The organism is Rheinheimera gaetbuli, assembly GCF_054781935.1.
On record NZ_BAAGTL010000001.1, the window covers coordinates 1 to 24,212 of the forward strand.

General features: G+C 50.2%; 24 protein-coding genes. 8 read left to right on the plus strand and 16 right to left on the minus strand.

The features are described 5' to 3' along the window. Positions 1-115: 115 nt before the first annotated feature. Genes mazG through rlmD form a run of 3 tightly spaced genes read right to left on the minus strand, consistent with a single transcriptional unit; the run spans position 116 to position 4,452 of the window. A complete protein-coding gene (gene mazG, locus ACYVIC_RS00005; protein ID WP_460856111.1) occupies positions 116-895 on the minus strand; it encodes a nucleoside triphosphate pyrophosphohydrolase in 780 nt (259 codons plus the stop codon). Between the two features lie 16 nt (positions 896-911). Next, on the minus strand, positions 912-3,107 hold the full coding sequence (gene relA / locus ACYVIC_RS00010; protein ID WP_460856112.1) for a GTP diphosphokinase: 2,196 nt from the start codon (positions 3,105-3,107) through the stop codon (positions 912-914). Between the two features lie 16 nt (positions 3,108-3,123). Then, positions 3,124-4,452, minus strand: coding sequence for a 23S rRNA (uracil(1939)-C(5))-methyltransferase RlmD (gene rlmD, locus ACYVIC_RS00015; RefSeq protein ID WP_460856114.1), 1,329 nt, complete (start codon positions 4,450-4,452; stop codon positions 3,124-3,126). A 79-nt stretch (positions 4,453-4,531) separates the two neighbouring features. Here rlmD and ACYVIC_RS00020 point away from each other — a divergent pair, with 79 nt between their 5' ends. After that, positions 4,532-7,216, plus strand: a complete 2,685-nt coding sequence (locus tag ACYVIC_RS00020; RefSeq protein ID WP_460856116.1) for a response regulator — start codon at positions 4,532-4,534, stop codon at positions 7,214-7,216. A gap of 12 nt (positions 7,217-7,228) precedes the next feature. Here the strand turns inward: ACYVIC_RS00020 and acpS are convergent, their stop codons facing one another. The 11 genes from acpS to rpoE all read right to left on the minus strand — a co-directional run bounded on the left by acpS (position 7,229) and on the right by rpoE (position 16,192). Beyond that, positions 7,229-7,621, minus strand: coding sequence for a holo-ACP synthase (gene acpS, locus ACYVIC_RS00025; RefSeq protein ID WP_460856118.1), 393 nt, complete (start codon positions 7,619-7,621; stop codon positions 7,229-7,231). After that, entirely contained in the window at positions 7,622-8,356 is a 735-nt protein-coding gene (pdxJ, locus tag ACYVIC_RS00030) for a pyridoxine 5'-phosphate synthase (protein WP_460856120.1), read from the minus strand. It lies immediately after the preceding gene. 20 nt (positions 8,357-8,376) lie between these two features. Further along, on the minus strand, positions 8,377-9,063 hold the full coding sequence (gene recO, locus ACYVIC_RS00035; RefSeq protein WP_460856122.1) for a DNA repair protein RecO: 687 nt from the start codon (positions 9,061-9,063) through the stop codon (positions 8,377-8,379). 5 nt (positions 9,064-9,068) lie between these two features. Beyond that, positions 9,069-9,977, minus strand: coding sequence for a GTPase Era (gene era / locus ACYVIC_RS00040; RefSeq protein ID WP_460856124.1), 909 nt, complete (start codon positions 9,975-9,977; stop codon positions 9,069-9,071). Further along, positions 9,967-10,641 carry a ribonuclease III gene (gene rnc / locus ACYVIC_RS00045; RefSeq protein ID WP_460856126.1) on the minus strand — a complete coding sequence of 225 codons (675 nt, stop codon included), beginning with the start codon at positions 10,639-10,641 and terminating at the stop codon, positions 9,967-9,969. The genes era and rnc overlap by 11 nt, the downstream gene beginning before the upstream one ends. A gap of 31 nt (positions 10,642-10,672) precedes the next feature. Then, positions 10,673-11,596 carry a signal peptidase I gene (gene lepB, locus ACYVIC_RS00050; protein WP_460856129.1) on the minus strand — a complete coding sequence of 308 codons (924 nt, stop codon included), beginning with the start codon at positions 11,594-11,596 and terminating at the stop codon, positions 10,673-10,675. 15 nt (positions 11,597-11,611) lie between these two features. After that, entirely contained in the window at positions 11,612-13,411 is a 1,800-nt protein-coding gene (gene lepA / locus ACYVIC_RS00055) for a translation elongation factor 4 (RefSeq protein WP_460856130.1), read from the minus strand. Between the two features lie 171 nt (positions 13,412-13,582). Then, entirely contained in the window at positions 13,583-14,029 is a 447-nt protein-coding gene (locus ACYVIC_RS00060) for a SoxR reducing system RseC family protein (RefSeq protein WP_460856131.1), read from the minus strand. Further along, complete coding sequence (locus tag ACYVIC_RS00065) at positions 14,029-14,964, minus strand: MucB/RseB C-terminal domain-containing protein (protein WP_460856133.1); 936 nt, start codon at positions 14,962-14,964, stop codon at positions 14,029-14,031. The genes ACYVIC_RS00060 and ACYVIC_RS00065 overlap by 1 nt, the downstream gene beginning before the upstream one ends. Next, positions 14,961-15,575 carry a sigma-E factor negative regulatory protein gene (locus ACYVIC_RS00070; RefSeq protein ID WP_460856134.1) on the minus strand — a complete coding sequence of 205 codons (615 nt, stop codon included), beginning with the start codon at positions 15,573-15,575 and terminating at the stop codon, positions 14,961-14,963. The genes ACYVIC_RS00065 and ACYVIC_RS00070 overlap by 4 nt, the downstream gene beginning before the upstream one ends. A gap of 41 nt (positions 15,576-15,616) precedes the next feature. Beyond that, positions 15,617-16,192, minus strand: coding sequence for an RNA polymerase sigma factor RpoE (gene rpoE, locus ACYVIC_RS00075; RefSeq protein WP_460856137.1), 576 nt, complete (start codon positions 16,190-16,192; stop codon positions 15,617-15,619). A 147-nt stretch (positions 16,193-16,339) separates the two neighbouring features. Here rpoE and nadB point away from each other — a divergent pair, with 147 nt between their 5' ends. Then, positions 16,340-17,944, plus strand: coding sequence for an L-aspartate oxidase (nadB, locus tag ACYVIC_RS00080; protein ID WP_460856138.1), 1,605 nt, complete (start codon positions 16,340-16,342; stop codon positions 17,942-17,944). 22 nt (positions 17,945-17,966) lie between these two features. Here the strand turns inward: nadB and ACYVIC_RS00085 are convergent, their stop codons facing one another. Together ACYVIC_RS00085 and ACYVIC_RS00090 are read right to left on the minus strand one after the other, a co-directional pair. After that, on the minus strand, positions 17,967-18,386 hold the full coding sequence (locus tag ACYVIC_RS00085; RefSeq protein WP_460856139.1) for a protein YgfX: 420 nt from the start codon (positions 18,384-18,386) through the stop codon (positions 17,967-17,969). Beyond that, positions 18,373-18,624, minus strand: a complete 252-nt coding sequence (locus ACYVIC_RS00090; RefSeq protein ID WP_460856141.1) for an FAD assembly factor SdhE — start codon at positions 18,622-18,624, stop codon at positions 18,373-18,375. Before ACYVIC_RS00090 ends, ACYVIC_RS00085 begins: the two co-directional genes overlap by 14 nt. Positions 18,625-18,768: 144 nt before the next feature. On the opposite strand from ACYVIC_RS00090, the gene ygfZ reads away from it, so the two are divergent. The 6 genes from ygfZ (at position 18,769) to dbpA (ending at position 24,200) form a co-directional block, all read left to right on the plus strand. Next, a complete protein-coding gene (gene ygfZ / locus ACYVIC_RS00095; protein WP_460856142.1) occupies positions 18,769-19,749 on the plus strand; it encodes a tRNA-modifying protein YgfZ in 981 nt (326 codons plus the stop codon). Positions 19,750-19,759: 10 nt separating this feature from the next. Beyond that, complete coding sequence (locus ACYVIC_RS00100; protein WP_460856144.1) at positions 19,760-20,245, plus strand: FKBP-type peptidyl-prolyl cis-trans isomerase; 486 nt, start codon at positions 19,760-19,762, stop codon at positions 20,243-20,245. Then, positions 20,226-21,302 carry a DUF2804 domain-containing protein gene (locus ACYVIC_RS00105; RefSeq protein ID WP_460856146.1) on the plus strand — a complete coding sequence of 359 codons (1,077 nt, stop codon included), beginning with the start codon at positions 20,226-20,228 and terminating at the stop codon, positions 21,300-21,302. The genes ACYVIC_RS00100 and ACYVIC_RS00105 overlap by 20 nt, the downstream gene beginning before the upstream one ends. Before the next feature lie 101 nt (positions 21,303-21,403). Continuing rightward, positions 21,404-22,354, plus strand: coding sequence for a M23 family metallopeptidase (locus ACYVIC_RS00110; RefSeq protein ID WP_460856149.1), 951 nt, complete (start codon positions 21,404-21,406; stop codon positions 22,352-22,354). A gap of 14 nt (positions 22,355-22,368) precedes the next feature. Then, the gene (locus ACYVIC_RS00115; protein WP_460857215.1) at positions 22,369-22,689 is read left to right on the plus strand and encodes a bactofilin family protein; all 321 of its coding nucleotides are present in this window, start codon (positions 22,369-22,371) and stop codon (positions 22,687-22,689) included. Between the two features lie 128 nt (positions 22,690-22,817). Then, positions 22,818-24,200 (plus strand): ATP-dependent RNA helicase DbpA, encoded by a 1,383-nt coding sequence (dbpA, locus tag ACYVIC_RS00120; RefSeq protein ID WP_460856151.1) that lies wholly within the window; start codon positions 22,818-22,820, stop codon positions 24,198-24,200. Positions 24,201-24,212 lie beyond the last annotated feature (12 nt).

The following is a 24,212-nucleotide window of genomic DNA, read 5'->3' on the forward strand; positions in this document are numbered from 1 at the left end:
TTGCGTTCTGCTAACACCTAAAAGCGGACTTTACAGCCTTAAAGTTGGAATGTCTGCAATTGGCACCAAGCGGACGTGTAGTAAGTAACTAACGAGGACAGCTGAACCGAAGGAATTAACGCAGTGTTTGCTTTTTTACCTGATTCCACAGCGCATCCATTTCAGCCAGGTCTGACTGCTCTGGGCTTTTGCCCTGTTCTGCAAGTGCTTGCTCTACCGCGCGAAAGCGTTTTTCAAACTTGGTGTTGGCGGCACGTAGCACGGCTTCGGGGTCGAGTTTATGCTTGCGCACCACGTTAACCAGTGCAAACATTAAATCGCCCAGCTCTTCGGCCAGCTCGGGGCTGTCGGCTGCGGTTTGCTCTACTTCGATAATTTCTTCTTTTACCTTGTCCCAACAGCCCTCAACATCGGGCCAGTCAAAACCGACATTGGCGCAGCGTTTTTGCAGTTTGTAGGCGCGGCTTAGTGCCGGCATCGCCTGCGGGATATTATCGAGCACACTGTGCTGGCCAACATCTTTACGTTCAGCGCTTTTTAGTGCTTCCCAGTTTCTAAGTACAGTGTCAGCATCTTCTGCGGTTACATCGCTGAAAATGTGCGGGTGGCGCCGCTCCAGCTTGTCACAAATAGCCGCAACACAATCATCAAATGCAAAGCGGCCTTCCTCTTTGGCAAGTTGGGCATAAAACACCACCTGAAACAGTAAGTCGCCCAGCTCATCTTTTAACTCGTCAAAGCTCTCACGCGCAATGGCGTCGGCCACTTCGTAAGCCTCTTCAAGCGTGTACGGCACTATAGTGGCGTAGCTTTGTTTTAAATCCCACGGGCAGCCGCTTTGCGGGTCGCGCAGGGCGCTCATAATACTTAACAGCCGGCTAATATTATCTGACACAGCTCTCTCTTTATGCTTAGTGGTGAAAGCGCTTGGCTTCTGCCACATCGTCTATCTGGCTAATTTTGCTTAACAGTTTATTCAGTGAGTCGAGGTTATATAACTCCAGCGTCATATTAATCACTGCGGTTTGCGCTTTAATGTCTGAGCTGCTGCTCATCTTGGTGACATTGGCTTTCTCATTGGCCAAAATACTGGTGATATCGCGCAATAAGCCGTTACGGTCATGCGCCACTATACGAATATCGACCTCATAGCCAGAGGCATATTTATCGCCCCAGGTGGCATCAACCACCCGTTCAGGGTGGCTTTCCTGCAGGGTTTTAAACTGATCACAATCATCACGGTGAATCGCAATACCGCGGCCTTGGGTGATATAGCCAATAATGGCATCGCCCGGCAACGGATGGCAGCAACCTGCCATATGGCTTAGCAGGTTGCCTACGCCCTGCACCACCACATCGCTTTTAGCCCGGGTCGCCGCCAGCGGTTTGGTGATTAAGCGCGGATCAATTTCAGGCTCTTCGGTTTTTACAGACTGGCTCTGAATAAAATGCACCACCTGGGTGACTTTAATCTCGCCACCACCGATACCCACCAACAGTTCGTCCATGCTGTTGACATTAAACCGCGTCAACACCTTGGCAGGATGCTCCATTACCAGATTTAGCCGGGTTAACTCCGTGTCCAGCAACTCTTTACCGGCAGCGAGGTTTTTATCTCTGTCTTGCAGACGGAACCAGTATTGCACTTTGGAGCGGGCACGGCTGGATTTTAAGTAGCCTAAATGCGGATTTAGCCAGTCACGGCTGGGGTTGGGCTCGCGGCCGGTGAGAATTTCGACCTGATCACCTGTTTTCATTTGGTAGGTAAAGGGAACGATACGGCCAGACACCTTGGCGCCAATACAGCGATGCCCCACGTTGGAGTGCACATAATACGCGAAGTCCAACGGCGTTGAGCCCATCGGTAAATCAACAATATCGCCTTTGGGCGTAAAAACGTAGACACGGTCTTCGATAACCTGATTACGCAGCTCTTCAGCTAAATCACTGCTATCTACCACGTCTTCCTGCCATTGCAACAGCTTGCGCAACCAGCCTATTTTTTCATCGTTGGCACCATCTTTACCGGCAGTGCCACCTTCTTTGTAACGCCAGTGCGCGGCCACGCCCAGCTCTGAGTCTTCATGCATTTGCCGGGTACGAATTTGGATCTCTACCGGCCGGCCCTGTGGCCCCAGCACGACGGTATGGATGGACTGATAGCCGTTTTGTTTTGGTGTGGCAATATAATCATCAAACTCTTTGGGTAAATGCCGCCAGCTGGTGTGAACTATGCCAAGTGCGCCATAACAGTCCTGCACCCGGTCGGTAATCACCCGTACCGCGCGAATATCAAACAACTGATCAAACGCCAGTTGTTTCTTTTGCATTTTCTTCCAGATACTAAAAATATGCTTGGGCCGGCCATAAACATCTGCCTGTATATTAGCCTCTGCCATTTTTTGCCTGACTGCGCTGACAAAGTCTTGCATATATTGCTCGCGGTCTAAGCGCCGCTCTTCCAGTAAACCAGCAATTTGCTTGTACAACTGCGGATGCAGATAACGAAAGGCTAAGTCTTCCAGCTCCCACTTTAATTGGCCAATACCGAGGCGGTTAGCCAGCGGCGCAAAAATAGCATTGGTTTCTTTAGCGGCAAGAACACGGGTTTCCTCGTCAGCGTTTTTCACCTCACGCAGGTAGCAAATTTGCGCCGCAAGTTTAATCACCACTGCCCGCACGTCTTCTACCATGGCCAGCAGCATACGGCGCAGGTTATCTGCCTGCTGCGGATTAACGCTTTGGTTTGGCCCGGTAGGAATGGTGCGAATGGCTTCCATTTGCTGCACAGCGCGCAACATGGTTTGCACATTTGCAGAGAAATCCTGCTCCAGTTGCTCAGTATTAACTAAACCAGCTTCCAGCAATGGGAACAGCAGGGCCGCCAGTAACGAGTCGGCGTCCATGCGTAATTCAGCCAGGATCTCAACCATCTCCCAGCCGGTGCGCACCGGCAGCTCGACATCAGACAGTTGCTGCTTTTTCAGCCACTCAGCGGCATGCATCAAGCTACTGATTTTTTTTTCAGTCAAACCAAGCGAACATAACCACTCCAGCGTTTCGCTGCTGTTGTGCTCATTACTGTGTGACTGACGAACCCTCACCATCTGCTGTTCCCTCTAGTTACTGCTTGCTGAACAACGCCATCACTTCCAGATGACTGGTATATGGAAACATATCAATACCTGCCAGCTTTTCCAAGCGATAACCGCCACCTAACAGCACTTTAGTATCGCGGGCAAAGGTGGCAGCGTTGCACGACACGTACAATATCTGTGCCGGTTTTATTTGCACTATTTGCTCTACAGCTCCCTGTGCGCCGGCTCTTGCCGGGTCAAGCACGACCTTAGTGTAGTCACGCTGATGCCAGGCTGTTTTTGGCCAGTTCAGATGCAAATCGGCCTGAAAGGCAGCCACATTGCTAAGACCATTTAACTCGGCATTAGTTGTCAGCTGTTGCACCATTTTGGCAACCCCTTCTACCGCCCGCACTGTTTTGGCGCGCTGTGCCAGCGGTAAGGTAAAATTACCCATACCGGCATATAAATCCAGCACGACGTCGTCCGGCGTCAGCTGTAACCAATCCAGTGCCTGATTAATCATCAACTGATTCACACTCTGGTTTACCTGAATAAAATCATCTGGTGCAAACTCAAGCGTTAAGCCCTGCCTGACGAGTTTATACTGCGGCACCTTGCGGTCCTGCTGCCAATAGGTAAAGTTACCTGGCTCAGCTTCTCCCAACCAGACAGCCTCAGGCCAGGCACGGACAAAACGCTGCTGTTCCTGATCGGTCAATGCTTTAACATGACGCACTATCACAAATGCTGTGCCATCAGCATCCAGTACTTCAGCATGGGTAACACAGCCAGGATCTGCCAAGGTCTCGACTGCATGCTGCAGGGCCTTGAACACCGGTGCCAATACCGGCGATAACACCATGCAGTTGCTGATTGCAGTTAACTGTTTATCACCACTCTTGCGAAAGCCTACGGTCAGCGTGCGCTGTTTTTTGTCAAACCATAAACCGATACGGGCACGGCGCCGATAACCGCTGTGCTGTGCACTTAGCATCGGCTGCCACGGCAAAGCCGCCATGCCGGTTTGGTGACGGATAAGCTGATCGATACCTTGTTGTTTCAGCTGTTGTTGTTCAGCTACCGCCAGGTGTTGTAGCTGACAACCACCACAGCTGGCCGCAAACTGACAAACAGCAGCAATACGTTCAGGGGCGGCCTGCAACACCTTAACAGTAGTCGCTTTGATAAAGCCGGCTTTGTCTTCAGTGACCCGGGCCTGTACCTGCTCACCTGGCAAGGCACCGGCAACAAAGGCAATTTTGCTCTGATAGCGGGCAATGCCCTGAATTTCATAATCCGCACTGTCGATTGTTAAACTAAGCACCTTGCCTTGCAGGCTGGGTTTAGCTTTGGCTTTATAGATATTAACCATGGGTTCTCTGTCGGTTATAGGCAAGCGAACGGCGTTGTGTCATTATCCATATAATGGAACTGACTTTTAAACCGCCTCAATGACGAAAATCAACTTGCGCTCTTTGTTGCTGCTGTGCAGCCTGCTGCCAGCCTTGCTGCTCAGTGTATTCTGTGCCGGTTATTTTAGCTATGTTCGCTATCAGGAGTTAGCATTTTCTTTTACCGGCAAAGCCCAGCAGATTGGCCAGACACTGGCACTCAGCAGCAACACGCTGCTCGGCCAGGGCAGCAAGGACAACATTACAGCTTTACTGATGCAATCGCATCAGCAAAACTCGCCATATATTAGTAATATAAGCTTAATATCTGCCGCTAAACCGCTTATCAGCACCAATGCACTGCAATTTAACAGTCAGCAATTATTGCCCCAAGATGTAACATTACCTGCGACAGGTAAAATGCTGCAGCAGCAAAACCTGTTGTTGCTATACATACCATTGCAGCCGGACAGCGAATATTATCTGCTGTTGCAACTGTCGCTATCTGAGCTGAAACTGCAGCAGCACCGGGCTATCTTATACGGTTTACTGCTGCCATTAGCCGCTTTGTTTCTGGTGTGTTTGCCCGCTTTCTGGTTGTTGCGCAGGCTAACTAAACCACTGGGCAATATCAGGCAACAGGTTAGCCAGTTAGCCGAGGGAAAAGTGCCCGGTGATGCGATAGTGAGTGCGGTAACCGAACTAACCAGCCTGCAGCAAACATTGCAGCAACTAGGCCATAGCCTGCATGAGCAACAACAGGAAACGCAGCAACAGTTTGAACAGGTAACCAGTGATCTGCAGCTAAGCATGGAGCAACTAGAGGTACAAAATATTCAGCTGGATTTCGCCCGGCGTAAAGCGCTGGAAGAAAACCGGCAAAAATCAGAATTCTTAGCCAAAATGAGCCACGAGCTGCGGACACCACTCAATGGTGTCATTGGCTTTACCCGTCAGTTACTGAAAACCCGGCTTTCTGCTGCACAACAAGATTACCTCACTACAATTCAAAAATCAGCCAACAGCTTGCTGCATTTGGTCAATGACGTGCTGGATTTCTCTAAACTGGAAGAAGGCCGGTTGTCTATCAACCCCGAACCTTTTTCGCTGCGGGATTTGCTGCACGACGCCACTGAACTGCTGGCGGCAAATGCGTTTGACAAGCACCTGGAGCTGGTACTGTTGGTTGAGCCTTCCTGCCCGGATGATCTGGTGGCTGATCCTGCCCGTTTTACCCAAATTTTGATGAATATCGCCGGCAACGCGATTAAATTTACCGAGCATGGCAGCATAGTGATCCGCGTCTCTGCAACCTTGCTAAATGAAGATCAACTGATCCTGCATTGTTCAGTGCAGGACACAGGCTGCGGCATCAGTGAACAGCAGCAAAGTTTGCTGTTTCAGGGCTTTAGCCCATCTACTGAACGCAGCCATCAAACCGGCTCGGGTTTAGGGCTTATGATTTCGCAGCGACTGGTCAAAGCGATGTCAGGCAATATTGGTTTTGACAGCCGTGAAACAGAAGGCTCTACTTTCTGGTTTACCATCAAATGTTTGCGCCATCAGTTATCGGTTGCTGACGGCCTGCCAACCGATTTGCTGGAAAACAAACAAATATTGTATTTTGAGCCACAACAACACTCACGTGAGGCCACCCTTAGCCTGCTACATAGCTGGGGTGTGCAGGTAACCGCCTGTGCCACCAAGGGCCAGCTGCAGCAAGCATTAGCCAAACAACAACGCTACGATATTGGCCTTATTGGCCGTACCATTGCCATTAATCAGGTGAATCAGGTTATTAGCCTGATCGAACAAATCAACGCGGTGTGCGACCACAACTGCGTACTGGTAAACACCTTATCACCGCATTTGCGTGAGACCCTGCTTAATAGTGGTGCCGACGCAGTATTGTCTAAACCACCCCATATCCGCAAACTGGCCGCCACCCTAAGCGCACCTTATCAGCAACAGCAGCAGGCGCAACTTTTACCGGTCAGCAGCACGCGCAGCAACCTTAAAGTTCTGACGGTAGACGACAACGAAGCCAACTTAAAACTGATCAACACGCTATTAGCCGAGCATGTACTGCAAATAGACTCGGCCCGCGATGGTGCAGTAGCCTGGCACAAAGCCACGCAGCACGCTTACGACATTATATTTATGGACATCAACATGCCGGTTATGGACGGCATTACCGCCTGCCAGCGTATCAGGCAAAGCTCACTGAATGAACATACGCCTATTATTGCTGTTACTGCCCAGGCTACTGACGGCGAGCGCGCCAGGTTATTAACTCTGGGCTTCAATGAGTTTTTAAGTAAACCGCTGGATGAAACCATGCTGTACTGCAGCTTACAGGAATACTGTCCGGCCATTCGCATGGCGGCAACAACCGAATGGCCTGTCAGCAAATTGGTAAACTGGGAACAAGCTCAGGAGCGCGCCAGCGGCAAAACAGCCCTGGTAAAAGATATGCTGCAAATGCTGTTGGACAGCATCGCCCCTACCTGTCAGTCATTGCAACAGGCGCTGCAGGATGAGAACGCTCAACAGGTACTGCAACTGGTACATAAATTACATGGAGCCTGCTGTTATACCGGGGTACCCCGATTAAAAAGCCTGGCCGAATTGCTGGAGACACAATTAAAACAAGGAAAGTCACTGGCAGAGTTAGAGCCTGAATTTCTTGAACTGGATGATGTTATGCAAGCGCTGTGGCAAGAAAGCAGGCTATGGAACTGGTAAAACTAACACGCTCTAGCACTCCAGGATAACTGTAGCAGCGGCATAGGCTTGTTCATCAGTAATAGATAACCAAATGTGCTTTATACCGCGTGTCGCCGCCAACTCAGCGGCGTAGCCGCTTAGCAGCAGTTGTGGCGCGCCGGCAGCGTTATTGCTGACATTAAAGTGCTGAAACGATACCCCGCGGCCAATGCCGGTACCAAGCGCCTTTGCTGCCGCTTCTTTAGCGGCAAAACGTTTGGCAAAATAGCGCGCAGCATTGTCCGGATGCTGCTGCTCAAGCTGTTGGAATATTGCTTGCTCATCTAATGTTAATACACGTTTTACCAGCGCCGGGCTGCGCTGCAGGCTTTGTGCAATTCGTGCTATTGCCACAATATCGGTTCCCAGCCCGGCAATAGCCATTTAGCGGCGCGCCTCTGTCATTAGCTGTTTCATTTCACGCACTGCGGCATCTAAACCGCTGAATACTGCTCTGGCAACGATCGCATGGCCGATGTTTAACTCATACATCTGCGGTATCGCAGCTATTGGTTGCACATTATGATAATGCAAGCCATGCCCGGCATTAACAATCAAACCAAGCGAGGACGCATAAGCTGCTGCATCACTAATTCGCTTTAGCTCAGCCTCCTGCACTGTGGCATCTTTGGTTTCGGCGTATTTACCGGTATGTATTTCAATGTAGGGGGCACCAGCTTGCGCAGCCGCGTCGATTTGGCTTTTGTCGGCATCAATAAACAACGACACCAGAATATTATGCTCACGCATTTGCGCTACCGCATCGCTGATGCGGCTAAGTTGACCAGCCACTTCCAAACCACCTTCAGTGGTTAGCTCCTGGCGTTTCTCTGGCACAAAGCAGGCAAAATGGGGTTTTAGTTTGGTCGCAATAGCCAGCATTTCATCTGTCACCGCCATTTCAAAGTTCAGCCGGGTGGCGATGGTATCGCGTAAAATAAACACATCGCGGTCAATAATATGCCGCCGATCTTCACGCAGGTGCACGGTAATGCCATCGGCACCGGCTTGTTCGGCAACCAGTGCAGCATGCACCGGCTCCGGGTAGTAGGTACCACGCGCCTGGCGCAAAGTAGCGACATGGTCGATATTGACACCAAGATAAATGGGATTAGACATGTCTTACTCCGGATTTCTGCTTAACGTTGTTCGAATAAAGCACGGCTGGCAAGGGGCTTATTTCCCAGCAGCGGCGCCAGTAATTGTCTGCTTAATTGTTTAGCACAGCGGCGGGTGTCATGGTGTTGCCAGTTATTCTCTGCTATTGCCAACAAATGCTGGCCATCAAACCCCTGGCTGGCAGCAACAAAACCGTGCTGATCTAACCACTTATAGCGGCACTGCGCTAAGACAGGCTGGCCGTCAACATCTGCTTGCCAATCTATCGGTTGGCCCAATTCGGCCAACAAAGCGAATTCAAAGCGCCTTAAGCAAGGCTCAAGTTCTTCCTGGCCCTGCTGTACCTGCCATAATTGCTGTAAACTGTGCTGATACAGGTTAAATAGCTGCTCTGAGGCCAGATTATCCGGCCACAACCGACACAGCAGCTCATTCAGATAAAGCCCGCTGTACAACACCATGCCGCTGAATAACATTGCCGGGCTGGCCTCGTCGATGCTGCGTACGGTTTTTAATTCTGTACGCCCGCTCAACTGCAGCATGAATAGCTGAAACGGCTGCAAAGCCAACCGTCGTTTGCCTTGTTTTTTGCGTACGACCGCCGACAACCGACCATGTTCAGCCAGCAGTAACTGTAATATCAGTTTATCTTCACCCAGCGCACGGCTATGCAGTATAAAGCCGGGCCATAGCGTGCTGTCTGTCACTGTGGTTAATCTTCACCATAACCCAGGCTACGCAGCGCCCGTTCATCATCTGCCCAACCCGATTTCACTTTTACCCATACCTGTAAAAATACCGGCTGCTCTAACATCGATGCCATATCAAGCCGTGCTTCGGTGGCAATAGTTTTAATGCGCTCGCCTTTATTGCCAATCACCATGCGTTTCTGGCTCTCGCGTTCTACCAACACTAATGCGGCGATATGATAGTGTTTTTCTTCCCACTTAAAGCGTTCAATTTCTACCGTTACCGAATACGGCAGCTCGTCGCCGAGAAAACGCATTAATTTTTCCCGCACAATTTCCGCAGCCATAAAACGCATTGAACGGTCAGTAACATAGTCTTCCGGAAAGAAAAACTCGCACGGCGGCAAATGTTTGTGCACAACAGCGCGCAGTGCCTCTACGTTGTCGCCCGTTTCAGCTGACAGCGGCACCACATCAACAAAATTAAGCTGAGTGCCAAGCCATTGTAAATGCGGTAGCAAGGTGTCTTTGTCGCGATATAAGTCGACTTTATTCACTACCAGGATCACCGGTTTTTTCGAGGCAATTAAACGGTTAAGCACCATTTGGTCGTCATCTGTCCAGCGCGTGCCTTCGACGACAAACAAAACAAACTCAACATCCAGAATAGAGCTGGCCGCCGCCTTATTCATCAACCGGTTAATGGCGCGCTTTTCTTCGATATGCAGCCCCGGCGTATCGACGTACACGGTTTGATAATTATCACGGGTGTCGATACCCACTATACGGTGACGGGTAGTTTGCGGTTTCTTTGAGGTAATACTCACTTTTTGCCCAACCAGTTTGTTTAGCAATGTAGATTTGCCAACATTTGGCCGGCCAACAATAGCCACCAGAGCCGCGTAAGTAGGCGTTTGACTGTTATTTGTCATGCTTAATTTTTTCCAACGCCATCTGAGCGGCGTCCTGCTCTGCCTTACGGCGTGAACTGCCGGTAGCGGTAAAAGGTGTCATACCAGCGATAGTGCAGCGTACGGTAAAGGTCTGCTGGTGTGCCTCACCAACCGTCGCTATTACGTCATATACCGGCAAGGCTAAGCGTAGCCCCTGCAAATATTCCTGCAACAGGGTTTTCGAGTCTTTCTGTTCACCAGGAGTAATAGTTTCGAGCCGGCTGCCAAACCACAGCAGAATGCGGGCTTTGCATGCTTCCATGCCGGCATCAAGATAAATTGCGCCTAAAATAGCTTCAACCACATCTGCTAAAATTGACTCACGGCGAAAGCCGCCGCTTTTCAGCTCACCGGGGCCAAGGCGTAAGTAGTCAGCCAACTGCAGTTCCTGGGCAATTTCAGCCAGCGTAACCCCCTTGACTAATGCAGCGCGCATCCTTGTCAGGTCACCCTCCCGGGCTTTAGGGAAATTAGCATACAAGGTTTCAGCAATGACTAAACTGAGTACGGCATCGCCGAGAAACTCTAAACGCTCATTATGCTGGCCTTTGCAGCTGCGGTGTGTCAGTGCCTGCTCCAGCAGAGCCGACTGATGAAACTGATGGCCCAACCGGGCCATCAACAACGTTAACGATTTTTGCATGCTTGTCTCTTAGCAAGATGACAGTGCGGGCTTAGTGAATAGCACCAAGCCGCTCAAACCTGACACCGGTTGGCACCCAGCCGGGCAACCAGCTGTTTGGGTCATCATTAAATTCAAAACTCATCCAGATAAATACCGCCTTGCCAACCATATTGTCTGCTGGCACAAAGCCCCAGAACCTGCCATCGCGGCTGTTGTCACGGTTATCACCCAGCACAAAATAATGCTCTGCCGGTACGATAAATTCATCTATGGCAGTACCATGTTGTTTAAAGAAAAACTCCATGTGTTCACGTTTAGCAGGCGTTTGCAAAATATCATGTTCAACTTCTGCCAACTGCTCGCTATAACGCCGCTGCGGATACAACTCCTGATAAAATTCGCCTTCATTTTTCAATGTCAGCGGTATCGCTTCCAGCTTGCCACATTCAGTTTGTACCGCTGCAGTACAGGCTTTTTCGATATACAGTTGCTTGTTACGGTAAATTACCCGATCACCGGGTAAACCGATAACACGCTTAATGTAATCAACTGTCGGTTGCTCGGGGTATTTAAACACCGCCACATCACCGCGCTGCGGGGTGTTGTTGCTGTACAAGGTACTGCGCCACACCGGATCTTTAACATCATAGGAGAACTTTTCTACCAGGATAAAATCCCCAACCAGCAGGGTGGGCATCATTGAACCTGAAGGAATTTGAAACGGTTCATAAAAGAACGAACGAAAAATAGTAATCAGCGCAATAACAGGAAAAATAGATTTGGCTGTTTCCACTAACTGTGGCTCTTTTAACACCGTTTCAGCAGCGTCTAACGACAACTGGCCACCGGCGGCTGCTTGTGCCATACCAAGTTGCTGCTGACGCTTAGGCGCCAGCACAAACTTATCCAACAGCCATATCAGGCCACAGGCTAGTGTTAATAACACCAAAAAAATAGCAAAATAACCTGCCATGTCAAACCCTTATGTTTATTTACCTACTTTCAGAATGGCGAGGAAAGCCTCTTGCGGCACTTCTACGTTACCCACCTGCTTCATGCGTTTTTTACCTTCTTTCTGCTTTTGCAGCAGTTTTTTCTTCCGACTAACATCACCGCCGTAACATTTCGCCAATACGTTTTTACGCATTTGCTTAATAGTAGTACGGGCAATAATGTGGTTACCTATCGCCGCTTGTATGGCAATATCAAACATCTGCCGTGGGATCAGCTCTTTCAGCTTTTCCGCCAGCTCACGGCCGCGGCCCTGAGCAAAATCAATGTGGCTGATAATAGCCAGCGCATCCACCCGCTCGCCATTGATTAAAATATCCACCCGCTGCATATTCGAAGTTTGGAAACGCTTAAAGGCATAATCCAGTGATGCATAACCACGGCTGGTTGACTTTAAGCGGTCAAAGAAGTCCATTACCACTTCCGCCATGGGTAGCTCATAGGTTACTGCAACCTGACGCCCGTGATACAACATATTGGTTTGTACACCACGTTTTTCGATACACAAGGTGATAACGTTACCCAAAAACTCTTGCGGCACCAGAATATGGGCTTCAACTATCGGTTCGCGAATTTCATCAATGTCATTTACCGCAGGTAGGCTGCTTGGGTTATCTACCAGCAACACAGTGCCGTCTTTCTTGGCAACCTCGTATACTACCGTAGGTGCGGTAGTGATCAGATCCAGATCGTATTCGCGCTCTAAACGTTCCTGAATAATTTCCATGTGCAACATGCCGAGGAAACCAATACGGAAACCAAAACCTAAAGATGCTGAGTTTTCCGGCTCATAGAATAACGATGAGTCATTCAGGCTTAATTTTGCCAGGGCATCACGGAAGTCTTCGTAATCGTCTGACGACACCGGAAATACACCAGCGTATACCTGCGGTTTTATGCGTTTAAAACCTGGTAGCGGTTTCTCGGCACTGTTTTTTGCCAGTGTGATGGTATCACCAACAGGTGCACCTTTAATCTCTTTAATACCAGCAATAATAAAGCCTACTTCACCGGTATTTAACGCACCGGTATTGGTCGCTTTAGGGCTGAAAATCCCCACTTTATCGACTTCGTATACCTGGCCGGTTGACATAATTTTAATTTTGTCTTTGGCTTTAATGCTGCCATGTTTAACCCGTACCAGTGACACCACACCCTGATAAGCGTCAAACCAGGAGTCAATGATCAGTGCCTGGGTAGGCTGCTCTGGCTCGCCTTCTGGCGGCGGAATTTTCTTTACAATAGTTTCCAGCACATCTTTAATGCCTAAACCCGTTTTGGCAGAGCACTGCACGGCTCCGACAGCCTCAATGCCGATAATATCTTCAATTTCCTGCGCTACGCGGTCCGGGTCGGCCTGTGGCAAGTCAATTTTATTCAGTATCGGCAAGACTTCCAGATTCATTTCCAGCGCAGTGTAGCAATTTGCGACTGTTTGCGCTTCAACCCCCTGTCCAGCATCAACTACCAGCAACGCGCCTTCACAGGCAGCCAGTGAGCGGCTTACTTCATAAGTAAAATCCACGTGGCCCGGTGTATCGATAAAGTTCAGTTGATAGGTTTCACCGTCATCAGCTTTGTAGTACAGCGTGACACTTTGCGCTTTAATGGTAATACCGCGCTCACGCTCCAGATCCATTGAATCCAGGACCTGCTTTTGCATTTCGCGGTCTGACAAACCACCACAATACTGAATTAACCGATCTGACAGTGTCGATTTACCGTGGTCAATGTGGGCGATAATAGAAAAGTTTCTGATGTGATTGAGTTTAGGCATGTTGTCCGCAAAACTGTAAGCATTAGGCGAGGCCGCAAACTGAGTAACAGCAAGTTGCATCCTCCTGCGCTAACGCGGGTTATTCCGATAAATTAGCGCGAATTGTACTCTATCCGGCGTCAGCTTGCTATGTGTTCTTCATCAAAGCACAGAGCAGCATGTGATGCGCCGCTAAGCCTGATTTACCGCCAATGCAGGTAACACCGACAAAATGTGAATTTGCTGCGCTACATCCTGGCGTTGTCCATACCAGCGGGCTATTACAAAGCCTGTTGCTGCCGCGACAAAAGCCAACACTATCACTTGTGTTTCAGGCAAGCCTGCAGCATTGGCAAGCAGTGTAGCGGCTAACAATAACAGCAGAGGTAACAGATAGACTACTAAAGCTGCGCTAACCAGACGTTGCTCGGCAACACCAATGCGCACTTGTTCTCCGGCTAACAGTTGTAGTTCGGTTGGCAAAAAAAACCGATGCTGGCGCGGAGTCAGCGCCTTTGTCACTATACCCGTGCCACAATCACTGCTTACCTGGCAAGCGTTGCAGGTGCCGACCGGGGTCGTTGTCAGCCAAACACCGCCTTGTTCTGTACCAACAACTGTTGCAATTTCTTCCACCATTAGCGTACAGCCGCAGCCAGTTGGCGGGCAGTATCAATACTTACCGGACCAATCACGGTAACTTCCAGCTGAGTACCGCTTTGTACGTAAATTGTAGTGGCCCCGTCGCGATAGGCTTGCGTTGGCAAGCGCTGCGAGTTTTGTACAAAAACCGATACCTGATGCAGGCCATCACTTAGCAGCCAGTAACTAAGCAAATTGCTGTCCAACTGGGGCAGTGTTGCCGGCTCAGACACTTCAGCATAACCTTGCGGCAGCCAACTTAACTGATGCTCTTTAACGGCGCTCTGTGTCACTGCAGCCAGCTCCGGCGCAGGTGGTAGTTCAGTTTGTAATAATGCCACTAAACCTTCGGGTAGCTCAGGTGCTATCTGCATATGGGTCACCAGCCAGCGTTCTAATGCGTTTTGTTGATCTGACATGGTATCAATACGCAATGGAAAACCAGTTTGATCGTCCAACCATAACCAGTAATCGTAACGCCCGTTTTGTTTTGCTGTCAGGCGCAGCAATTGCGCAGTGCGACCCGACATCACCGAGTTACTGCCAGCCACAGCATGGTACAATTTTTCAATATTTTCCCGGGGTTCAAACAATACGGCCGGTAGTTCGGCAATACTGTTGCTGCGGGTGACAAAAGGTGGCCGGTCGGCCATTAAATAATATACCAGTGCATCACGACGCAATATGTCAACGCCACCGGTATCAAGCGGGATTAAATGTTCAATCTCCTGTTCGTCTGTTTTGCCGTGCAGCCAGCGGTAGGTGTCTACTTTGCTGCCCTTTAACACGACAAATGACGCATCAAAGTTATACTGTTTTACCGCATGCTGTACTTTATCAAATAAAGCCCAGGCACCCTGCTCAGCATGCACTGCTGCTGGCAGAAAAAGAATAATTAAGGCACTACAAAAGCCAAAAAATCGCATGCTCATTGCTCAGGTTGCTGTTCACTTCTGTCCGTGGTCTGGCTAGCCTGACGTGACTGTTCCATCACACGCACCTGTTGCCTGTGCGCATTTAACAGCACTTGCAAACGTTGTTGTTGCTCCAGCATCGCCTGACGTTCCTGTTCAGCAAAACGATCCTCCACCGTAGTCTGGCTTAAACTAACCGGAGTATAAAAGCCACCTATTGGTTGAGTATGTAACACCGGTAACGGTGACGTCATGTCTAACTGCGGTTGCTGATATTGCTGCATACCAATCACAGCTAGTACGGCAACACCTGCAGCTACGGCGCCTTGCGCAACCGGCTGCAACCAACGCCCATTAGCCGCCACGGCAACGCGCAGGCGTATACGTTTCAGGAAGCTGCGATCGTTGCTCAAATGATACTCGGGTTCATCGGCTAGCAGGCTGGCAAAATCGCTGGCAAAGTCAGTATTTAACGGGCTGGTTTCCCGTCGCAATACGGCACCGGCAAGCTGATAACGCTCCAGTTGTCGCTGTAATTCGCTGTCGGCTAATAGCTGATCAAGCTGCGCTTTAGTCAGCGGCTGATTATCGCTGGCAGCAGAGAGCCATTGCTGATGTTCTGACGACATAATGCTTCCTGTATTTAGATTACTGGTTGTAGCCATAACTGCTAACTTATTAACGGCTTAAGTTGCAGATCTATTGCCTCACGCGCCCGGAAAATACGGCTTCTGACCGTGCCTATAGGGCAACCCATCACATCCGCAATTTCCTCATAGCTTAACCCTTCAAGTTCACGCAGTGTAATCGCAGTGCGTAACTCGTCCGGCAGTTTTTCAATGGTATTAAACACTACATTACGGATTTCATCAGACAACAACAGCTGTTCTGGTGAGTCCTGCTCTTTTAGCGCATCGCTGCCTTCGAAATATTCAGCATCTTCGGCGTCGACATCTGTCGCCGGTGGCTTACGCCCATTAGCAACGAGATAATTTTTAGCACTATTTACCGCAATACGGTATAGCCAGGTATAAAAAGCACTTTCACCACGAAAGCCAGGAATAGCGCGGTACGCTTTAATAAAGGCTTCCTGTGCTACATCTGCTACGTCTCCGTGGTTAGAGACATAACGGGAAATTAAGTTCGCAATACGGTGCTGATATTTTCGCACCAATACATTAAACGCCGCTTTGTCACCTTGTTGTACACGCTGGACAATCTGCCAGTCCAATTCTTGCTCGCTCATATCTGAGCTTATCCCCTGTAATACTGATTCTGATACGCACTGGCGCTGGTCTCGCGTTAATATAGGACCGGCTGCTACAGAAATAGTTCTGCTAACGATGACAAAAAAGCTACAATAGCCCGACTTAAACTGACGCAAGTGTATCGCATGATGCAAGCAAAAGAATATCTGTGTGATGTATTAATTGTTGGCAGCGGCGCTGCCGGCTTGTCGCTGGCACTGCAGTTGGCTGACAACGCTAAGGTAATAGTGCTAAGCAAGGGCCCATTGCGTGAAGGCTCAACTTTGTACGCTCAGGGTGGTATTGCGGCTGTGTTTGATGAAAACGACAGCATCGCCTCGCATGTTAACGATACCCTAATTGCCGGTGCCGGCTTGTGTGATACTGCAACAGTACAATACACTGCTGGCAACGCTAAGGCCGCGATGGAGTGGCTTATTGCCCAAGGAGTGCCCTTTGATCAGTATCAGGACGAAGATGGTAGCCTCAAGTATCACTTAACCCGTGAAGGCGGCCACAGCCACCGCCGTATTTTGCACGCTGCCGATGCCACCGGCCAGGCGGTACAAATTACCCTGGTCGATAAAGTTAAAACACACCCAAATATAGCGCTGTTAGAAAACTACAACGCCATTGACCTCATTAACGGCCGCAAAATAGGCCAGGACCCAAAGCACTGCTATGGAGCCTATGTCTGGAACAAAAATGCCGCCAAGGTAGAGCTGGTTCGCTCCCGTTTTACCGCCCTGGCTACCGGCGGTGCCAGCAAAGTGTATCTGTATACCAGTAACCCGGATGTTGCCAGCGGTGATGGTATTGCCATGGCCTGGCGTGCGGGTTGTCGTGTCGCCAATATGGAGTTTAACCAGTTTCACCCTACCAGTTTGTACCACCCTGATGCGCCCAATTTTTTAATCACCGAAGCCATGCGCGGTGAAGGTGCCTATTTAAAACGCCCCGATGGCAGCCGCTTTATGCCCGATTTTGACGAGCGCGCCGAATTAGCACCACGTGACATTGTCGCACGTGCCATCGACTACGAAATGAAACGACTGGGCGCCAATTGCGTTTATCTGGATATAAGCCACCAGCCAAAAGACTTTATTATTGAGCACTTCCCTACTATTTATGCCAAATGCTTAAGCGTCGGTATTGATATTACCCGCCAGCCAATACCGGTAGTGCCGGCGGCACACTACACCTGCGGTGGTGTAATGACAAACCTCAATGGCCAGACCGACATCGACAACTTGTATGCGGTAGGTGAAGTGGCGTACACCGGTTTGCATGGTGCCAACCGGATGGCCAGCAATTCATTACTTGAGTGTGTGGTGTTTGCCCGCGCTGCAGCGCAGCATATTTTAACCAAGCTCGATAGCACCAGCGAACTGCCAGCATTGCCACTGTGGGATGACAGCCGTGTTAGCGATTCTGATGAAGAAGTCGTTATTACGCATAACTGGCATGAGCTACGACTGTTTATGTGGGATTATGTTGGCATAGTGCGCACCAACAAACGCCTTGAGCGGGCGCTACATCGGGTAGAATTGTTAAAACGTGAAATTCATGACTACTACAGCCATTTTCGCATCAGCCATAATTTGCTGGAACTGCGTAATCTGGTTCAGGTTTCAGAGCTGATTATTCGCTGTGCCATGCAACGCCAGGAAAGCCGCGGCCTGCATTATAATCTGGATTATCCGGCTCAACTACCCGACGCTGTCCCTAGTGTGTTAACGCCCAACAAGTAGCGCTCAGTGCGAAGGCGGGCCTTTAGCGCTTGGCCTGCCAGTTGCATTGATTAACCGCCCGGGCCAGGGCACGAAACTCGCTGTCACTGCACTGATCGGCAAACACCCAACGTTGTAAAGGGCCGTCTCCACTGTCAGTTAACCAGCGTAGCTTCAGCATATGTTGGCTAACCAGGCCACCGCGACATAAAGTGACGCTGCCATACGCCGGTAAAAACCAGTGCAGTTTGTCCTGGTGCAGTGTCAGGCGCTGCAATTTCAGGCTGGCGACAAACACGCGATACCAACTGGCGTAAAACCACAAACATAGCAACAGCAGTAGCAACAATACTGGCCAGGGTGCCGGAGTTACAGCCATAATAAACAACGGCAATAAGGCCAGCAACACTAAGCCAGCCTGATAGCAGCGCGACGGCTTAAGGCTGATGTTAAACGCGGACACGATCCAGGATCAGTTTGATCAGTGCTTGTAATGCTTCATCGTCGGATTTAGCGTGGCCCATAAACCAGGCAAATAAATCCGGATCGTCGCACGCCAACAAACGCTCAAAATCCTGTTTTTGAGCCAGCGACAAGGCGTCATAGCCCTGTTCAACAAAAGGCGCCAGCAACACATCCAGCTCCAGCATGCCGCGGCGGCACGCCCAGCGTAATCGTGGTTTAATCATTAACTCGGTCATAGCATTCCTTAAAAGTGACAACCATACATCCAACGCCATTATTGGCACCGATTCTAACAAAAATATGGCTACGGGGTTGAGCTTTTACCGCTTTCCCCCAATGATAGTGCTATTCATCTTCAGCGCGATACTGATATTACCACTATGCATACATCCTGGTTAACTGCCGAACAATACGCTGCGCTGTCCAGCCAGCCACACGCTGCATTTATTTCACCTTTGCCGGCCTTTGATTGCCTTACCATTGACGGGGCGGACAACCGCAAGTACCTACAAGGGCAAACTACCTGTGATGTAAACAGCTTAACCGACGCTAACTTTTTGCACGGCGCCCATTGTGATGCCAAAGGCAAAATGTGGTCACAGTTTTTTTTGCTGGCCGCAGCTGACAAACTCATCGCCATCGCTTTTCGTGATGAAATGGCAGCCTCTTACGCACAGTGGAAAAAGTTTGGTGTGTTTTCCAAGGTCAGCTTTCAGCCAGGCCAACAAGACTATGCGGTGTTTGGCATAGCCGGCAATAACACTAGCCAATTGCTGCAACAGCTGGGTTTTACCCTTGATAGCAGCAGCCTTAACAACGGCCAGCTTTATCGTCATGGCACTTATACACTGTTAGTACTGGCCGCAGATCATTATCTGCTATTAACCAGCCTGGAAGAGGGCAAAAAGCTGATGCAACAACCGCTGCCATTTGCTGCCCCTACCGCTTGGTTGACACGTCATATTCAGCACGGTTTTAGCTATCTGGAGCAGGCTTTAATTGGCGAGTTGGTACCGCAGATGCTTAACTTACAGGCGCTAAACGCCATTAGCTTTACCAAAGGCTGTTATATCGGCCAGGAAACCGTAGCCCGGTTAAAGTATCGCGGTGGTAATAAAAGAGCCGCTTATATCCTTAGTGCACAAACCGACGAGTTACCCGTTGCCGGCAGCGCTATTGAAATACAATTAGGTGAAAACTGGCGCCGCACCGGCCAGGTCGTTAATGCTGCAAATATCAACAACCAGCTGTGGTTAATTGCGGTGTTGCCCAACGACATAACAGCGGCAGACACGTTACGGCTTAGCAGCGACAGTGCTCCGCTACTGCGCATTGAACCGTTACCCTATTCGCTAAATTAATGAGGTTTTCATGACCATTTCTCAAGACAAAGTTGTCGCCATGCATTACACCGTCGCCGATACCAAAGGCAACGAACTGGATACGTCCGCGGGCGGCGAGCCTTTAGTCTTTTTATTTGGCCACGGCGCACTGATCCCGGGCTTAGAACAAGCACTGACCGGCAAAACAGCCGGTGACAAATTTACAGCCAGCATAGCCGCAGCCGATGCATACGGTGAGCGCCATGATGCATTGACGCAAGCGGTACCCAAGTCTATGTTCGACGGGATGGACGTCGCTGTTGGAATGCGTTTTCGCGCCGCCGGCCCGGATGGCCACGAGCAGTCAGTTATCGTATTAGAAGTTACTGAAGATGAAGTGGTTGTCGATGGTAATCACCCACTGGCCGGTATCGATTTAAGCTTCAGCGTAGAAGTTGTGCTGGTACGTGATGCCACCGAAGAAGAATTGGCGCACGGCCATGTGCATGGTATAGATGGCCACGCCGGTCATTAAAGCACCATTTACACCGCCCACCCCGGGCGGTGTAAGCCGTAACAGCCGTGCAGCACTGCCGGCAAACCCGCTTATTGGCGCTGATGGCCAACCACATTTTGGCCATTTTGCCAGCCCGGTCACCGATCTAATGCTCCCGCAGTTTGACTACCGCACCGTAATGGATAATCGCGCCTCTCGCCTGGCGCGGTATTTTCATTACAAACAGTTCCAGTTTGTCAGCCTGTGTCATGCCGACTGGCAAATTGGTATCGCCATTGCTGACATTCGTTATGCAGGCAACAGCTTTTGCTACTTTTATAATCGCATTACGCAGCAGCTGGATGAAATAAGCCAGCTTAAGCCATTTAGTATTGGTATCAGCATGAGTGCCTCGCCAATAGCAGGTACAGCCAGCATAGCCGGTAAACAGCACATCCAGCTTACGCCTGAGGGCTTAAATTGGCATATCGCGCTTACAGGCAAGATGCTGCAAGGCCAGATTACACTAACGCCACCACCTAACAGCCTGCCACTGGCGCTTTGCACCCCCACCGGCTACAACGGCTGGACTTACACGCAAAAACACAACGCCCTGCAAGTGAGCGGTCAATTGCAGTACCGCAACACGCCGCTGGCATTAGCAACGGCACTGGCAGGTTATGACTTTTCGGCTGGCTATATGCGTCGCGAAACCAGCTGGCGTTGGGGCAGCATCAGTGCCATGCTGCCTCAGGGCAGCTTTGGTCTTAACCTTGCCGCTGGCGTAAATGAAACCGGCAGTAACGAAAACTGTCTGTGGCTAAACGGTGTCAAACAGCTACTACCGGCGGTAAAAATCAGCCTTAACCGGCAACAACCTGAGCTGCCATGGCATTACAGCAGTGACGATGGCAACATTAATCTGCGTTTTCAGCCACAGCAATGCCGGCGCGAACGGTTAAACCTGGGCTTGTTGGCCAGCAACTTCCGCCAATACTGCGGCAATTTCAGTGGTAATGTCACCTTGAGCAACGGTGAAAAACTGCAGTTAGATCAAATACCCGGCCTGGCAGAAGACCATTTTGCCCGCTGGTAACAGCCTGTTAGCACGGGCAGTAATTTCTTGACACCAGCGGCAAAGCCACATATTTTTACCCTCTTGTCCAACCTTTTACCATTGAGTTATTACAGGCCCGAATGAAAGATCGCATTATCATCTCCGTGTCGACGATCAATGGTACACGCCATTTCAATATCAGTAGGCTGTTTAAACGTAACGCCATCATAGCCATGTGGCTGTTGTTGTTCGGCCTGGTTATTACCGCAGGCGTCATTGATTATCTGCTACGCAGCGTGGAAAAAAGCCAGTTACAACGCCAGCATCTGTCACAGCAGGCCACCACCTTACGCGATGAGATAGCGCTGCTGCAAACCAGCAAATCTGAATTAGAACAAGAACTCAACCTTAAACAAGACGAAATGCTGCGCGTCGTCAACCGGGTTGGCGAAATAGAACTGGCGCTGGGGCTGGAGCAACAATACCAACAAGATCTTGAAAATCGCCTCGACACCGCCTCAATCAACTCAGTTGCCCGTCAAACCATGTTGCAATTGGTGCCAAACGGCTCACCTTTAGAGTTTAGCCGCCGCTCGTCGCGGTTTGGTTTACGCAGCCACCCTATCGTTGGTAAACAACAACACCATAAGGGTGTCGACTTATCTGCCAATCGCGGCACCCCCATCTATGCACCGGCCGATGGTGTGGTAGAAGTTGTGCGGCCCAATAAGCAGGGCTATGGCAACTTACTAAAAATTCGTCATGCCTTTGGTTTTTCTACGCTGTATGCCCACCTTGACAGCTTTAAAGTAAAGCCTGGGCATTTTGTCTACAAGGGCGAGCTGATAGCCACTTCAGGCAATACCGGGCTATCCACGGCACCACATTTACACTATGAAGTACATTTCCTTGATCGGGCGCTGAACCCACAGAACTTTATGGACTGGGATGCCAGCAACTTCGATCTGGTATTTGAAAAGGAAAGGAGCATAAAATGGGATTCTTTGGTAAGCATGCTGGAGACGAAAGCAAGCACACAGTTGCTACTGTCATCGCACAAGGATGTACAGTTAACGGCCACGTCCGACTAAGCGGTGATATCCAGATAGACGGCTATATCGAGGGCAAAATTGTCTGCGATCGTACCTTGGTTATTAGTGCATCCGGCCGTATTAAAGGCGAAGTAACAGCCGACAAAATGATCATTAACGGCTTGTTTGACGGTGAGTGCTACGCCAACAGCGTAGAAATTCTGCCACAGGGCAAAGCGCATGGCACTATTCATTGTGATGATTTAAGCATCGAGCGCGGTGGCAGCTTCCTGGGTAAAACCTTGCCTACCTCTACCGACGAAGTGGTTAGCCTGCCTAAAGCCGAACAAAAAAAACCTGCTGAGCTGGCCGATAGTAAAGCCGAACAAGGCTAAAACTTACGCCAGCCAGTGGCTGTGTAAAAAAACCACAACAAATCCGCTGCAATTGCGTCTGGCTCTGCTACAATGCCGCCCCTTTTGCAGGCCAAGGCCCGCAGTTTTTATTTTTGCGGAGCAGCAGCATGAGCAATACATCGTTTTCCAGCCTCAATTTACCACAAGCCTTAGTCAGTAATCTGGCCGACTTAGGCTATACCAGCATGACGGCTATTCAGGCACAGGCCCTGCCACCGACATTGGCCGGACAAGATGTTATCGCCCAGGCAAAAACCGGCTCAGGCAAAACTGCAGCCTTTGGTTTAGGTTTATTAGCTAAACTGGATGTAAAGTATTTTCGCGTCCAGGCACTGGTACTGTGCCCTACCCGCGAACTGGCCGATCAGGTGGCCGCCGAACTACGTAAACTGGCGCGCAGTATTCACAATATTAAAATTCTAACCCTGTGCGGTGGCGTGCCAATAGGCCCGCAAATTGGCTCACTGGAGCATGGCGCCCATATTATTGTTGGCACACCGGGTCGGGTTATTGATCACCTGGACAAAGACCGCTTGCGTCTGGATGACTTAACCACACTGGTGCTGGATGAAGCCGACCGGATGCTGGAAATGGGCTTTCAGGCCGATTTAGACGCAGTGATTGCCAAAGCGCCAACCGCCCGGCAAACCCTGCTATTTAGCGCCACTTACCCCGCGGCTATCGCCAAACTTAGTGAGCGCTTACTAAAAGACCCGGTGCGCATTACAGTGGCAGAGCAGCACAACACCAGCAGTATTGAGCAATTGTTTTTTCAGGTAACCGATAACACTGCCCGGCTGGAGGCACTGCGTACGCTGTTGCTGCAGTATCAGGGCCAAAGCAGCATGGTGTTTTGCAATACCAAGCGTGAAACCCAGGACGTGGCCGATGCACTGCATGACTATGGCTTTAGTGTGCTGGCACTGCATGGTGATATGGAGCAAAAAGACCGCGACCAAACGCTGGTGCAGTTTGCCAATGGCAGCGCCTGTATTTTAGTGGCTACCGATGTTGCCGCCCGCGGCCTGGACATCAGCAGTGTCGATGCGGTGTTCAATTACCAGCTGGCACATGATGCCGACACTCACACCCACCGAATCGGTCGCACTGGCCGCGCTGGCCAAAGCGGCATGGCACTAAGCTTGTTTACCGCCAGCGATGCCGGCAAGCTTATTCCGCTGGAAGATGGTTTAGGTATTAGAATTGATGCCAGCGAGCTGCCAGCTATAGATAGCACAACGCAAGCACCGGCAAAACCGCTGATGGCCACACTGCAACTGGACGGCGGTAAAAAGCATAAGATCCGCGCCGGTGATATTGTTGGCGCCCTTACTGCCAGCAAGCAACTAACTAACGATGATTTGGGCAAAATTCAGCTGCACGACATCTGGAGCTTCGTTGCCGTAAAGCGCAGCGCCGTAAGACTGGCACTGCAGTTAATTCAACAGGGCAAGATTAAAGGTAAAAGCATTCGCGCCCGGGCGCTGTAAACGCGAATGCAA